Here is a 14,186-nt window from a genome sequence, read left to right as displayed (position 1 = left end):
ATAACCCAACCGGGTTGGATACCCAAAATATCAGCGGCTGCACGGGCTGTGGCTTCCGGTACGAAAAACCGGAGAAGTTTTCTTTGGGTATTCTTTGTTAATTTGCAATGGTTATCTTTATTTTTGCAGTCTGACATGGTGGCCAATCTGCTTCAGCCCCTTTTGTTTTATTTTGAAACATGTTTTATGAAAAATTCCGATACGCATTTTTCTGAGAAAATATTCATTTCAAATGACAATATTTTTAATGTTGTCACCAACTTTCCCTAAAATTTGCAAAATTTGTGATGGCCAAAAAAATACTGTATGCTCAAGCAAGCAGATAGTAATAACCTCTCATTTGAAGGAGTCTACCATGCGAAAGAAAAATCAAAGAGTTTTATTTATTTTAGCGGCGTGCATCTCTTCGTTCGCTATGGCAGACGAAACTGTACCAGCCCGCGGTGACACTTGGGTCGATAGCCAACACGGCAAAGTGCAAGGCACTTTAAAAAAATGGTCACACAATATGGACGGTTGGTTTGGTGAAACCGATCCCAACAATCCGGCCAGCGCCAATTTGCGTGTAATGGTCGATACCGAATGGAATAAATACGACAAATTTTCGGTAACCCCCCGCATCCGCGGTCGCGTTAAATTACCGGTTCTACAGAAAAAACTCAATGTCGTGTTCGGTGATGATTCCTTAGATGATGAATTCCGCAACGAAGCCAGCAACTACCGCAACCGCAGCTACCGCAACGGTAAAAAATACGATTACCGTACCAACCGCGATCAAAACGCTTCCATCGCCCTGCGCTGGAACGAATTGCTTGATAGCGGCAGAATCAATACCGATTTCGACATCGGTATCCGTTCTGGCAGTGATTTGTATGCACGCGTGAAAGCGGAAAAAGACTGGCAGATTAACAATAAATTAGTTACCGGTTTGGAACAGATTTACCGTTACGGTTCCAAAAGCGAGCATCATGTCCGCACTAACTGGGATACGCGTTATCAAGAAGACGGCAAAACCTTTATTTCCAATCAACTCCATCTTCAATATGAACATGACGACGACAGAGAGAAATGGACTTGGGGCGACAACCTATACCGCCAACATGATTTAGGTAACAACCGTTATGTCAATTACGGCTTACATACCCACGGTTATATTGAAAACAAAAAATTCAACCTGAATACCTATGGTCCTTTTGCCGGATACCGCCAACCGATTTGGCGCAAGTGGCTGTTTGTTCAAACCGAGATCAACTATTTCAACAACCGCAAAGCTGACCGCGACCATAATGTCGGCGCATTAGTTCGCTTTGAAGCCTTATTCTGATTTGCCGGTATAAAGGAAAAGGCCGTCTGAAACAAAATTGTTTTAGACGGCCTTTTTTTAATTTTGATAAAAAACCGAAAAATATTCATTTCTCGGTTTGATTCATCATTTTGCCAAAATTTTTTCCAAACCAGCCAACATGTTTTTCAAGCCTTCTCGGATTTCATCGGTGTCGGCTGCAGGTTGACCGTCGGCACCCAATTTCTCTTGCGGCTGCTCTTCTGGATAAGGTGAAAAAGTATCTCTTAATTTCAACAGTTTCACCACATCGGAGCGCGTATAGCGGTGGCCGCCATAACCCACAACCACGCCGTTTTCATATTGCCACCGGGCAAATTCTTCAGGACTGATTTGCACCAACTGGCATAATTCATCCAGCGTAAAGTAACGTTTTGCAGGAATCGGCTGATTAGCGTTGTTTGTCATAGTAATGCTCCACCATGCCTTTGAGCTTTTGGCTGGCATGGAATGTCACCACCCGGCGCGCGGTAATCGGCACTTCTTCGCCGGTTTTTGGGTTACGACCCGGACGTTGCGGCTTGTCGCGCAATTGGAAATTACCGAAACCTGAAATTTTGATTTCTTCGCCGCGAGCCAGAGTGGCGCGGATTTCTTCAAAAAAAAGTTCGACGATTTCTTTGGCATCGTTTTTGGTCACGTTGCTGACTTTATCTACCAAAATATCGGCTAACTCGGCTTTAGTTAATGTCATGTTCTTACCTTCTTTATTTTAACAGGAACAGATTATTACTAATTTTTTCTTAAAATTCAAGTACCAAACTGAAAATCAAACAGAATCTGCCATTTGATTTTCAGTGTTTGCCACTTTTATGATGCAAATCAGATTAGCCGCGCAATTGCGCACCGATAGCCGTTGCAGATTCTATCAGCTTCGCCATCAATGACTCGACCACTTCATCGGTTAAAGTGTTCTCCATGTCTTGCAAAATCACTTTTACCGCCATGCTCTTTGTGCCTTCCGGCAAACCGGCACCGCGATACACGTCAAACAGGTTAATTTCCTGAACCAACATATTGGCTTTGGCATGTAACGTCGCCAGCAGTTCGTCATAGCTCATGTGTTCCGGCACGACAAAGGCCAAATCGCGGCGTGCAGCTTGGAATTTAGAAACAGCTTGATAGCGTGTTTTTTCACAACCCAATACCGCATCCATATCGATTTCAAACACCAAGGCTGCTTGTGACAAGTTGTATTTCTGCAACCATTTTGGATGTAATTCGCCGATGAAACCAATTACTACGCCGTCTGAAACAATATTGGCGGTACGTCCCGGATGCAAAGCCGGATGTTCGGCTTTGACAAAGGTCACGGCTTCACCTTTGAGCAGATTTTCTACATCGGCCTTCATGTCGTAAAAATCAACAACGCGCGCTTTTTCGCCCCATTGTTCCGGCAAAGCTGAGCCATACCATAAGCCACCAATGCGTTCTTTTTGTTGGAATCGGTCGTCTGAATCTTTTTTGAACACACGGGCAATTTCAAACACACGCACACGGTTTTGCCTGCGGTTCAAATTGTTTTGCAGAATTTCCACCAAGCTGCCGATTAAGGTCGAACGCATCACGGCATATTGCGCCGCCAGCGGATTTTGCAGGCGGATAGGGCTGTCATTGGCAGCGAAATCCTGCTCCCATTGCTCATCAACAAACGCATAGCTGACCACTTCCTGATAACCACGCACCGCTATTTCGTTATACAGCGCAAAACGCGGACGTTTGGTTTCCGGCAGCGCCAACATTTTCATACGGCCTTCGGTGTAATCGTCAGGAATGTTTTCATAACCGTACACACGGCCGATTTCTTCCACCAAATCCGCTTCGATTTCAATATCAAAACGGAAGCTCGGCGCAGTCACTTCAAAGCCTTCCGCCGTTTTAACCGGGTTCAAGCCCAAGTGTTGCAAAATGGTTTCTACCTGCTCGGCAGCAACCGCCACACCCAGTATTTTTTCCACACGGCTCAGGCGCACTGATACGGTGTGGGCAGCAGGCAATTCGCCCAAGGCTTCCACCATCTCACCGGCCGCTCCGCCGCAGATTTGCAATACCAATTCGGTCGCACGCTCGATGGCATCGGCCTGCAAAGCATAATCGACCCCGCGCTCGAAGCGGAATGAAGAATCCGAACCGAAACCGTATTGGCGCGATTTGCCCGCAATGATTTCCGGTTTGAACCAAGCCGCTTCCAACACGATATTTTGCGTATCATCAGACACCGCGCTTGCCTCGCCGCCCATCAGACCCGCCATGCTCAAAGCCTTAGCTTCATCGGCAATCACCAGCGTATCCGCCGCCAGCGTAACGGTTTTCTCGTTCAAGCATTCCAATACTTCACCGTCTGCCGCACGGCGCACAATAATGCTGCCGCTGATTTTATCGGCATCAAACACATGCATAGGCTGGCCGATTTCCAGCATCACATAGTTGCCGATATCGACCAATGTCGATACCGGGCGCACGCCGCTGCGTTCCAAACGCTGCTTCATCCAAACCGGCGTTGCCGCTTTCGCATTCACATTCTCAATCACACGGCTGATAAAACGACCGCAATCTTCAGGCGCATCAATGCGTACCGGCTGGGTTTTACCGCTGCCAACTGCTGCTTTTTGAATCGCCACCGGAACAAACGCGCATTGGGTCAGCGCCGACACTTCACGCGCAATGCCTTTAATGCCCAAACAATCGGCACGGTTCGGCGTAATTTTCAGCGTAAACAGCGTGTCGTCCAAATCCAAATATTCGCGGATATCCGCACCCACCGGCGCATCAGTCGGCAGAATGTGCAAACCGTCCACACCGTCATCCGGCAAGCCCAACTCGTCGGTCGAACACAGCATACCGTTGGACACCACACCGCGCATCTTAGTCGGCTTGATTTTGAAATTACCTGGCAACACCGCACCCGGCAATGAGCAAGGAACTTTGATACCGACAGCCACATTCGGCGCGCCGCAAACAATCTGAATCAGCTCGCCCGTACCCGCATCCACTTGGGTAACATTCAAACGGTCGGCATCAGGGTGTTTTTCCACCGATTTTACTTCCGCCACCACCACCCCGTTAAACGCAGGTGCAGCCGTTTCGGTTTCTTCCACCTCCAAGCCGGCCATGGTCAGCAAATGCGACAATTCGTCCGGACTTAAATTAGGGTTGGCTTGGGTTTTCAGCCATGAGTAGGAAAATTGCATTTCATAACCTTATTTAACTGTATATATAATTTAATTGATTACGACCATGGATATTTAAAATCTTCATACAGCCTAAAAATTTCATTAATTTTGTATTGCTTATGTTCAATATCCATTTCATACCATTGCAAGTAATAATTAGAACCTGCTGAACATGATTCAAAAACAGGCCAGTCCTCATACTTTTTCTCATCATCAATTGTAGAAAATGCTCGCTCAATTCCATTAAAATCGGGCACCTCAAAAATACACAAATGAGGAGATATTCTTCCTTTTTTCCAAAATTCAGCACCATTCTTAAATGATTTTAATAATTTACTAGCGCTTACATTATGATAAAAATATGATTCTTCAGTAAATAAAAACGAATTTTCTAATGCTTCTATTTCATAAATTTTTGAGGATAAATAGTTTGCTAATGGTCGAAAGGTTTCCATCTCCGTAATAGCAAAAAACTTTTTATCATTACATTTAATTAATAAAACGGGGTATGGAGAGATATAAAAAACGTTTCCATAGTCTCTTTTTCGTTCACAATATTTTTTAGCTGATTCCAAAGTAGCATGCATCCTTTTGAATAAGTTCTGCTCCATGTTGAACGCCAGGCATTTCTACCTTTTACTACAAAATAAACGACGCTGGGCACTACTTCTTTTACCAATATGCTGTCAGAAACATTAATTTCTTGAATTTCTATAAGTTCCATAATAACTCACTTCCAGAAAGGTGCTTGCTTAGTCATAACGGCTGAATCAAAATCAGAATACAGCTTAGCAGTTCCCTTAACCCGCGAACCGAATACCAACACCTTGTATTACAGTACATTTTTTGCAGGATTTGCCTTACAACTACCAATTCTTCCGGCTTAATATCAAGTTTATTCATCGACTGTATTTAAAATGTCTTCCAACTTTTCGACAAGTTGGTTTGCTTCAAGAATGAATTTTTCAATGCCGCCAACAACGGCTAGGGCAACCACTTCATCATAAGTATGACTGATACGGCTGCGAATATCACGGTATTGCCGCCAATCCGCCCAATCGCCTGATAACAAACCCTGTTCGTTAGCTGTACGGATTAAATCCTGAAAAGTCATTTGGTCAAATTGCGCAGGATTGGCCGATGTTTGCTCCAAATAACGCTTTAAGGTTTTATGGCTGATTTCGTAAGTAAATTCAAAACGCTGAATCAAGCCATCGCGGATTTGTTCATCACTGATGTCTTGCTGATAACGCTGCCAGCCTTCTACCAGCTTTGCAGTCGCTTTTCTCAGCGGTTGCACATTTTGATTCAGCTGTTTCAGACGGCCTTTTCTAAAGCTTCCTGACATTTCGTTTGCGCAGCGGATTTTCGAGCAAAAAAGCCCGAATGCAAGGCGCAAAGCACAGCAAGGTTGGACACCTTGCAAGCATTTGCAACACAGCAGGCGGGTTTTTATGCCGAAAAGCCGCCACATAATGAAAGGCCAGGAAGCCCTAGGCCACCTGAAACCTTTTACTTAAACTGTTTCAAGAAATTCAAATCGTTATCGAAAAACAGGCGCAGGTCGTTGACGTTGTAGCGTAGCATGGCAAAGCGGTCGAGGCCGATACCGAAGGCGAAGCCGGTGTATTTTTCCGGGTCGATATTGACGTTTTTCAATACGTACGGGTGCACCATGCCGCAGCCGCCGACTTCCAGCCATTTACCGTTTTCGCCCATGATGTCGATTTCGGCAGAAGGTTCGGTAAATGGGAAAAACGACGGACGGAAGCGCACTTGCAAATCATCGCGTTCAAAGAAGCGGCGGATAAAGTCGGTAAACACGGCTTTCAAATCGGCCATCGATACGCCCTCTTCCACCCACAAACCTTCGGCCTGATGGAACATCGGCGAGTGTGTGGCATCGCTGTCCACACGGTAAACACGGCCCGGCGCAATAATGCGGATAGGCGGATTTTTCTTGTCCAGCATATAGCGGATTTGAATCGGCGAGGTATGGGTACGCAATACATCGCCGTTTTCTACATAAAAAGTATCCTGCATAGCGCGTGCTGGATGGTTTTGCGGGATATTCAAGGCTTGGAAATTGTGGAAATCGTCTTCGATTTCAGGGCCGTCAGCCACTTCAAAACCCATGCCGTGAAACAATTCGACCACGCGTTGCAGCGTCAGCGTTACCGGATGCAGACCGCCAAGCTCCTGACCACGACCAGGCAGGGTCACATCCAAAGCTTCCTCTGCCAGCTGCGCTTGCAGCTTGGCTTCGTTTAAGGCATCGCGCTTGTTGTTGTAGGCCGTCTGAAATTGGTTTTTGCATTCATTGATATGAGCGCCGACGGTTTTGCGCTCTTCCGGTGACATTTGGCCCAAGGTTTTCAACAAGCCGGTTAATTCACCGGTTTTGCCCATGTAGCGGGCTTTCACTTGTTCCAAGGTGTTAAAATCTGACGCGGCTTCTACGGCAGCAATACCTTCGGCAACAATGCGATTTACATTTTCCATAATAATTTTTATCTATTGTCTATCAGTTGATGATTTAAGTTTCGAAATGATGAGGCCGTCTGAAAGGATGAAGAAACCGCGATTCCCTTTTCCTTTTTCAGACGGCCTGACTAATCTTCCAACGGCCAATCGTTTATGTTGCCGGTTAACGATGGCTACGCCAAACAATATACCGAACAGGCTGAAACGGCATTATTCTAACGCAAACCACACAAAAAAGACAGGCTTTAAAGAAGAAAAATCAACTACATAGAATTTCTTTGATAAGAAAAAAAAAGGAAACCGAAGTTTCCTTTTTTTATTATCAAATTAAGCAGACAACGCACCTTTAGCTTTTTCAACCAATTGAGCGAATGCAGCTTTGTCAAATACAGCCAAATCAGCCAATACTTTGCGGTCGATTTCGATAGACGCGTGTTTCAGGCCATTCATGAATTTACTGTAAGACAAACCGTTTTCACGGGCACCGGCGTTAATACGCACAATCCACAATTGACGGAATTGACGTTTGCGTTGGCGACGGTCACGGTAAGCATATTGACCGGCTTTCATTACCGCCTGCTTGGCAACGCGGTATACATTTTTACGACGGCCGCGATAGCCTTTGGCTAAAGCGAAGATTTTTTGGTGACGGGCACGAGCGGTAACACCGCGTTTTACGCGTGGCATACTTTAAACTCCTTAAGCGTAAGGTAACATTTTAGCAACAGATGCCAAATCGCGTTCGTTCACCATAGCGGTGCCACGCAATTGACGTTTCGTTTTAGTGGTTTTTTTGGTCAAGATGTGACTTTTAAACGCATGACCACGTTTTACACCACCGTTACCCAGTACTTTAAAGCGTTTTTTCGCGCCAGACTTGGTTTTCATTTTTGGCATGGGGAAACTCCATTTGTTTTTAGATAAGGCATAAGGGGCTTTAAAATCATTGATTTCAAATACTTGTATCCCAAACACCACAGTTTTTTTGCTGTCCATACTGAAAGCTTACTTCGCGCAGCAATCGAAGGAAGCTGTTAATTATAACTTTATTTTTTCTTTGGTGCAATCATCATTACCATCTGACGACCTTCCATTTTTGGGAAAGATTCGATTTGAGCCACTTCGGCCAACTCTTCCCTCACCCGTTCGAGAAGTTGCGCGCCTAATTGTTGGTGCGCCATTTCGCGCCCGCGGAAACGCAAGGTGACTTTTACCTTGTCGCCGTCTTCCAAGAAGCGGTTAATGTTGCGCATTTTGATTTGATAATCGCCTTCATCGGTACCCGGACGGAATTTGATTTCCTTAATCTGGACCTGCTTCTGGTTTTTCTTAGCTTCGTCACGCTTTTTGGCTTGTTGGTATTTGTATTTACCAAAATCCATGAGCTTGCACACAGGCGGCTTGGCGGTGGGAGAAATTTCTACCAAATCCACATCCTGCTCTTCAGCCATGGCCAAAGCTTCACGGACAGACACAACACCAAGCTGTTCGCCTGAATCACTGATTAATCGCACTTCTTTGGCGGTAATTTCGCCGTTGATTCGTGCTTCGCGTTCTTGAGCGATGATAATACTCCTTCTAAAAATTACAATTGATCTCCACCTGCTCCAGCAGACGGGCTCTTCTTTAAAAAATTAATTATGCCACTGATTCGGCGATTTCTTGCTGCAATTGAGCAATGAAACCATCCAAGTTCAGCGAACCTAAATCTTCTGCCTTGCGGCGCACGGCCACTTTGCCGTCTTGCATTTCTTTATCGCCCACCACGATTTGGTAGGGATAACGGTATTGGCTGTTATCACGGATTTTGTAGCCGATTTTTTCGTTGCGCAAATCCAATTCAACACGCAAACCCGCCGCTTGCAACTTGGACGCCACCTCATGGCAGTAATCGGCTTGTTTTTCAGTAATATTCATAACCACCATTTGCACCGGTGCCAACCATAATGGGAAAGAACCGGCATGATTTTCAATCAAGATGCCGATAAAACGCTCCAACGAACCCAAAATCGCACGGTGCAACATCACCGGACGGGCTCGGTCATTGTTTTCGGTTACGTATTCGGCATCCAAGCGTTCCGGCAAGACAAAATCAAGCTGCAATGTACCACACTGCCATGAACGACCCAATGCGTCCTTCACATGGTATTCTATTTTCGGACCATAAAACGCACCTTCACCCTGCAATTCTTCCCATTTCACACCGCAAGCAGCCAATGCATCGCGCAAGCCTTGTTCGGCTTTATCCCAAATTTTATCGGAACCGGCACGCTTTTCAGGACGTAATGACAATTTCACCGCCACATCATTGAAGCCGAATTGCTTGTAAATACGCACCAATAATTCGTTAAAGGCGCGCGCTTCTTGTACGATTTGATCCTCGGTACAGAAAATATGCGCATCGTCTTGCACGAAACCGCGCACACGCATCAGGCCATGCAATGCGCCGCTTGGTTCATTACGGTGGCACGAACCAAATTCAGCCAAGCGCATTGGCAAATCGCGGTAAGAGCGCAAACCGTTATTAAAAATCTGGACATGTCCGGGACAATTCATCGGTTTCACGGCGTATTCACGTTTTTCCGAATGGGTCAGGAACATATTGTCTTTGTAGTTGTCCCAGTGGCCGGACTGTTCCCAGAAGGTTTTATCCATAATCTGCGGTGTTTTCACTTCTTTATAACCGGCCGCATCCAGCTCTTTGCGCATATGCTGCTCAATCGCCTGCCACAAAGCCCAGCCTTTCGGATGCCAAAACACCATGCCCGGCGCTTCATCCTGCAGGTGGAATAAATCTAATTGTTTACCTAGCTTGCGGTGGTCGCGTTTTTCTGCTTCCTCAATGCGCCGGATATAAGCTTTCAATTCGTCTTTACTGGCCCATGCCGTACCATAGATTCGTTGCAGCATTTCGTTATTACTGTCGCCGCGCCAGTAGGCACCGGCTAGCTTGGTCAGTTTGAAGTTTTTCAGGAACCTTGTATTCGGCACGTGCGGGCCGCGGCACATGTCCACATATTCCTGATGATGGTACATGCCCATCGCTTCTACTTCAGGCATATCTTCAATCAAGCGCAATTTGTATTCTTCACCGCGGCCGGCAAAAATTTTGATGGTTTCTTCGCGCGGGGTCATGATTTTAACCACGTCATAATCCTGCGCAATCAACTCTTTCATGCGATTTTCGATGGCAGCCATATCTTCCGGTGTGAATGGTTTTTCAGTCGCAATGTCGTAGTAAAAACCATCTTCAATGACCGGGCCAATTACCATTTTTGCATTCGGGTAAAGCTGCTTCACTGCATGTCCAATCAAGTGGGCACACGAGTGACGGATAATTTCCACGCCCTCTTTGTCTTTAGGGGTGATGATTTGCACGCTCGAATCTTCGGTAATCGGATCGCAAGCATCTACCAATTTGCCGTTGACTTTACCGGCCACTGTCGCCTTCGCCAAACCTGCACCAATCGATGCCGCAATTTGGGCAACGGTTACGGGTGATTCATATTGGCGGACGGAACTATCAGGCAAGGTAATGTTCAACATTCAAAACTCCGGGTGGTCAGTAATTTTTCAGACGGCATGATTCATTATATTTATTCAACAACGCAAACGGCCTAAAAGCTGGTTTAATATCATGATTGCGGCTGTCGTTTTTATTCGACCACAATCGAAAAGCTAATCTTGCAAATTATATAATGCCTGTCAATCAATTAGCAAGCTACCGACTAAATGCGGGGCATATCGCCTACGCCTGTTACAGCAAGAGTGTACAAAATCATCCCCATGCCGTCTGAAAACCGCTACACTCATATTCACCACCCAACACATCACGCCGATTTTTTATGAACCGATTTGAGTTATTCAACGTCACTTCATCCGAACGCAATCTGCTGCCTTACGATGGCATCGCTAACGATTTCGGTGTGATTTTAAAATTTCAAGAAGCCGACGACTTGTTTGCGGAATTGCTGCATAATATTCCTTGGCGACACGATGAAGCCATTATTTACGGCAAACACATTACCACCGCCCGCCAAGTGGCTTGGTATGGCGACCACACATTTGACTACACCTATTCCGGTATCCGTCGCACAGCCCTACTTTGGCATCCGGCCTTACTTGCTCTCAAACACACCATCGAGCAACACCTTCAATCCATCAGTCCAACTGTTTTTAATTCCTGCTTATTGAATTTATATTCAGACGGCCTCGGCGGCATGAGCTGGCACAGTGATGACGAAAAAGAATTAGGCAACGAACCCATCATTGCTTCACTCAGCCTAGGTGCTACCCGAAAATTTGCCTTCAAACACAAACACACCGCCGAAAAACGCGAATTCATGCTGCAACACGGCCAATTAATCGTGATGCGCGGGCAAACCCAGCAATATTGGTGCCATGCCGTGATGAAAAGCACTAAAATTACCGAGCCGCGTATTAACCTTACTTTCCGCACCTTGCACCCCGATATCTAGTTAAGCACACCGTAACAAACGCTTATCAGTTATAATTATTTATTTATCCGAACACACCCATGCTGAAATTTACCCTGCACAAAAAAGACGGCCTTGCCCGCCGCGGCACACTTGAGCTGAACCACGGAAAAATCGAAACCCCCGTGTTCATGCCAGTCGGGACCTACGGCTCGGTCAAGGCCATGACGCCGCAAAACCTGCACGACATCAATGCCCGAATCATCTTGGGCAATACTTACCATTTATGGCTGCGCCCCGGCTTAGAAGTCATCGAACAATTCGGCGGCCTGCACCGATTTATCGGCTGGGACAAACCGATTCTCACCGATTCGGGCGGTTTCCAAGTATTTTCCCTTTCCGAGATGCGCAAGCTTACCGAAGAAGGCTGCACCTTCAAAAGTCCGATTAACGGCGACAAATTATTCCTTTCGCCCGAAATTTCGATGAAAATTCAAACGGTTTTAAATTCCGACATCGTCATGCAGCTTGACGAATGCACACCGGGCGAGGCCACGCACGAACAAGCGCGCAAATCGCTGCAAATGAGCCTGCGCTGGGCAGAGCGCAGCAAAAAAGCCTTTGAAGATTTAAACAATCCCAACGCCCTTTTCGGCATTGTGCAAGGCGCGATGTATGAAGACCTGCGTGAAGAATCCTTGCGCGGTTTGGAACAATTCGACTTCCCCGGCTTGGCCATCGGCGGCTTGTCGGTGGGCGAACCGAAGCCTGAAATGTACCGCATGCTGCGTACCGTCGGCCCGGTTCTGCCTGAACAAAAACCGCATTACCTGATGGGGGTCGGCACACCGGAAGACTTGGTTTACGGTGTGGCGCACGGCGTGGACATGTTCGACTGCGTCATGCCGACACGCAACGCACGCAACGGCTGGCTGTTTACCCGCTTTGGCGATTTGAAAATCAAAAATGCCAAACACCGTCTTGATAACCGCCCGCTCGACGAATCCTGCACCTGTTATGCCTGCCAAAACTTCAGTCGCTCGTATTTGCATCATTTACACAAAGTCGGCGAAATCTTAGGTGCGCAACTGAACACCATTCACAACCTGCATTTCTACCAAGCCATCATGGCCGAAATGCGCGAAGCCATCGATCAAGGCAAATTCAACGACTGGCAGGCTCAATTCCATGAAAACCGTGCACACGGCATGAGTTGACAGGTTTGAGAGATTGAATGAAAAATAAAGGCGGTCTGAGACTTTATCAAATGCCAAAAATTTCCAAGAATAATACTTCACTCTTCCCGACCGCTCAGAAATAACGGTTGTTTGGTTTCTTTATTTACTTTTAGTTTTTTGCAAGCAGCCCAATTTTTTTATCCATCAAGCCACAGTGCCATCTCAAATAACGCCATCTCAAATAACGCTACCGCTAAATCCCAAAAGGCCGTCTGAAAACCTGATTCCGCTTTCAGACGGCCTTTTTATTGCTATAATTCCCCATTTCCTTCTTTTTAGCGAAAGCCAGCCATGCCGCATTTTTTAGCCGAACCTACTCTTTCTTACGAACAGCAAAACAAAACCGCTGTGGTCTTGATGAATTTAGGCACGCCTGATGCGCCGACAGCGCAAGCCGTACGCCCGTATTTGAAAGATTTCTTGTCCGACCAGCGCGTGGTGGAATTGCCGAAACTGGTTTGGCAGCCGATTTTGCGCGGGTTGGTATTGGCTTTGCGCCCGAAAAAAAGCGCACATGGTTATGAAAAAATCTGGTTTAAAGAAGGTTCCCCTTTGGCGGTTTATACCGAGCGTCAAACCAAAGCGTTGGCGGCGGTGCTGCACAATGTTATTGTGCGCCATGCCATGACTTACGGCAATCCGGGCGTGCCGGAAGTGCTGCAGGATTTGAAAAATCAAGGCGTAGGCAATTTGTTGGTGATTCCGTTGTATCCGCAATATGCCGCATCGAGCACCGGTGCAGCCTTGGATAAGGTATTTGCCGGATTGCTGCAACAACGTAACCAAATGAGCGTACGCACGATATCGCGTTTTTATGATGATGCAGGCTACATCGAAGCGATGAAACAGCATATCCAAGCCTATTGGGCGGAACACGGCCACGGCGAAAAGCTGATGCTGAGCTTCCACGGCATTCCGCAAAAAAACTATGATGATGGCGATCCTTATCCGGAAGAATGCCACCATACAGCGAAGCTGTTGGCCGATGCTTTGGGCTTGAGTGAAAACGATTACATTGTCTCTTTCCAAAGCCAATTCGGCAAAGCAAAATGGGTCAAGCCAAGCTCGCAGGATTTGTTTGACGAATTGCCGAAACAAGGCGTCACCAAGCTGGATGTGTTCTGCCCGGGCTTCTTGGCCGACTGTTTGGAAACCATGGAAGAAATCGCGCTGATGGGGCGTGAGCAATTCTATCAAGCCGGCGGCAAGCAATATCAGTTTATTCCGTGTTTAAACGATAATCCAATTTGGGTAAACGCGCTAGCCAAGCTGGTAAAAAAGAATTTGCAAGGCTGGATTTGATTGAAATGTATTAAATCAAAACCATCAGCAAGTGAACAACTTTCCAAAAGAACAGACCAGTATTCGGCAGCAGACCGCTTCCCGACAAGAAAGACTGCCATCCGCTACACACACCTGACCCGGGAACAAAAATACGGCATTTGCCCGGAATACCGCAAGCCGTCTCAAAGCAGCAGTACCCCCACCACCGTCAAGCGTGAATCGGACAGAT

At 46.5% G+C, this 14,186-nt stretch carries 16 protein-coding genes; 5 read left to right on the top strand and 11 right to left on the bottom strand.

Features of this window, described 5'->3' with window-relative positions; all coding sequences use genetic code 11:
- Positions 1-355 precede the first annotated feature (355 nt).
- Entirely contained in the window at positions 356-1,324 is a 969-nt protein-coding gene (locus tag C7N83_RS09760; RefSeq protein WP_106742331.1) for a hypothetical protein, read from the top strand.
- Positions 1,325-1,429: 105 nt separating this feature from the next.
- Here the strand turns inward: C7N83_RS09760 and C7N83_RS09755 are convergent, their stop codons facing one another.
- The 11 genes from C7N83_RS09755 to thrS all read right to left on the bottom strand — a co-directional run bounded on the left by C7N83_RS09755 (position 1,430) and on the right by thrS (position 10,545).
- Positions 1,430-1,750: a hypothetical protein gene (locus tag C7N83_RS09755; RefSeq protein WP_106742329.1), complete on the bottom strand. Its 321-nt coding sequence runs from the start codon at positions 1,748-1,750 to the stop codon at positions 1,430-1,432.
- Positions 1,734-2,036: an integration host factor subunit alpha gene (locus C7N83_RS09750; protein ID WP_106742327.1), complete on the bottom strand. Its 303-nt coding sequence runs from the start codon at positions 2,034-2,036 to the stop codon at positions 1,734-1,736. Before C7N83_RS09750 ends, C7N83_RS09755 begins: the two co-directional genes overlap by 17 nt.
- Before the next feature lie 133 nt (positions 2,037-2,169).
- Entirely contained in the window at positions 2,170-4,533 is a 2,364-nt protein-coding gene (gene pheT / locus C7N83_RS09745; RefSeq protein ID WP_106742325.1) for a phenylalanine--tRNA ligase subunit beta, read from the bottom strand.
- 38 nt (positions 4,534-4,571) lie between these two features.
- Positions 4,572-5,126, bottom strand: coding sequence for a hypothetical protein (locus C7N83_RS09740; RefSeq protein WP_106742323.1), 555 nt, complete (start codon positions 5,124-5,126; stop codon positions 4,572-4,574).
- Between the two features lie 119 nt (positions 5,127-5,245).
- Positions 5,246-5,341, bottom strand: coding sequence for a nucleotidyltransferase domain-containing protein (locus C7N83_RS17025; protein WP_425437512.1), 96 nt, complete (start codon positions 5,339-5,341; stop codon positions 5,246-5,248).
- A 69-nt stretch (positions 5,342-5,410) separates the two neighbouring features.
- A complete protein-coding gene (locus tag C7N83_RS09730; protein ID WP_106742334.1) occupies positions 5,411-5,863 on the bottom strand; it encodes a nucleotidyltransferase substrate binding protein in 453 nt (150 codons plus the stop codon).
- Positions 5,864-6,027: 164 nt separating this feature from the next.
- Positions 6,028-7,017 carry a phenylalanine--tRNA ligase subunit alpha gene (gene pheS / locus C7N83_RS09725; protein WP_106742321.1) on the bottom strand — a complete coding sequence of 330 codons (990 nt, stop codon included), beginning with the start codon at positions 7,015-7,017 and terminating at the stop codon, positions 6,028-6,030.
- Between the two features lie 309 nt (positions 7,018-7,326).
- On the bottom strand, positions 7,327-7,686 hold the full coding sequence (gene rplT / locus C7N83_RS09720; RefSeq protein WP_106742320.1) for a 50S ribosomal protein L20: 360 nt from the start codon (positions 7,684-7,686) through the stop codon (positions 7,327-7,329).
- Between the two features lie 12 nt (positions 7,687-7,698).
- On the bottom strand, positions 7,699-7,896 hold the full coding sequence (rpmI, locus tag C7N83_RS09715; RefSeq protein ID WP_106742333.1) for a 50S ribosomal protein L35: 198 nt from the start codon (positions 7,894-7,896) through the stop codon (positions 7,699-7,701).
- A 149-nt stretch (positions 7,897-8,045) separates the two neighbouring features.
- Positions 8,046-8,567, bottom strand: a complete 522-nt coding sequence (infC, locus tag C7N83_RS09710) for a translation initiation factor IF-3 (protein ID WP_106742318.1) — start codon at positions 8,565-8,567, stop codon at positions 8,046-8,048.
- A 70-nt stretch (positions 8,568-8,637) separates the two neighbouring features.
- Entirely contained in the window at positions 8,638-10,545 is a 1,908-nt protein-coding gene (gene thrS / locus C7N83_RS09705; protein ID WP_106742316.1) for a threonine--tRNA ligase, read from the bottom strand.
- Between the two features lie 299 nt (positions 10,546-10,844).
- On the opposite strand from thrS, the gene C7N83_RS09700 reads away from it, so the two are divergent.
- The 4 genes from C7N83_RS09700 to C7N83_RS15290 all read left to right on the top strand — a co-directional run.
- On the top strand, positions 10,845-11,477 hold the full coding sequence (locus C7N83_RS09700; RefSeq protein WP_106742315.1) for an alpha-ketoglutarate-dependent dioxygenase AlkB family protein: 633 nt from the start codon (positions 10,845-10,847) through the stop codon (positions 11,475-11,477).
- A 59-nt stretch (positions 11,478-11,536) separates the two neighbouring features.
- A complete protein-coding gene (gene tgt / locus C7N83_RS09695) occupies positions 11,537-12,652 on the top strand; it encodes a tRNA guanosine(34) transglycosylase Tgt (protein WP_106742313.1) in 1,116 nt (371 codons plus the stop codon).
- 312 nt (positions 12,653-12,964) lie between these two features.
- Positions 12,965-13,975: a ferrochelatase gene (gene hemH / locus C7N83_RS09690; protein ID WP_106742311.1), complete on the top strand. Its 1,011-nt coding sequence runs from the start codon at positions 12,965-12,967 to the stop codon at positions 13,973-13,975.
- A partial coding sequence (locus tag C7N83_RS15290; RefSeq protein WP_211296631.1) for a hypothetical protein occupies positions 13,976-14,186 on the top strand: 211 nt, incomplete at its 3' end.

Origin of the sequence: Neisseria iguanae (assembly GCF_003013245.1) — a bacterium.
In the GTDB taxonomy this organism is placed as follows: Bacteria; Pseudomonadota; Gammaproteobacteria; order Burkholderiales; family Neisseriaceae; genus Neisseria; species Neisseria iguanae.
The sequence above is the reverse complement of the archived record's forward strand: the minus strand, read 5'-3'. Positions and strand labels throughout refer to the sequence as shown.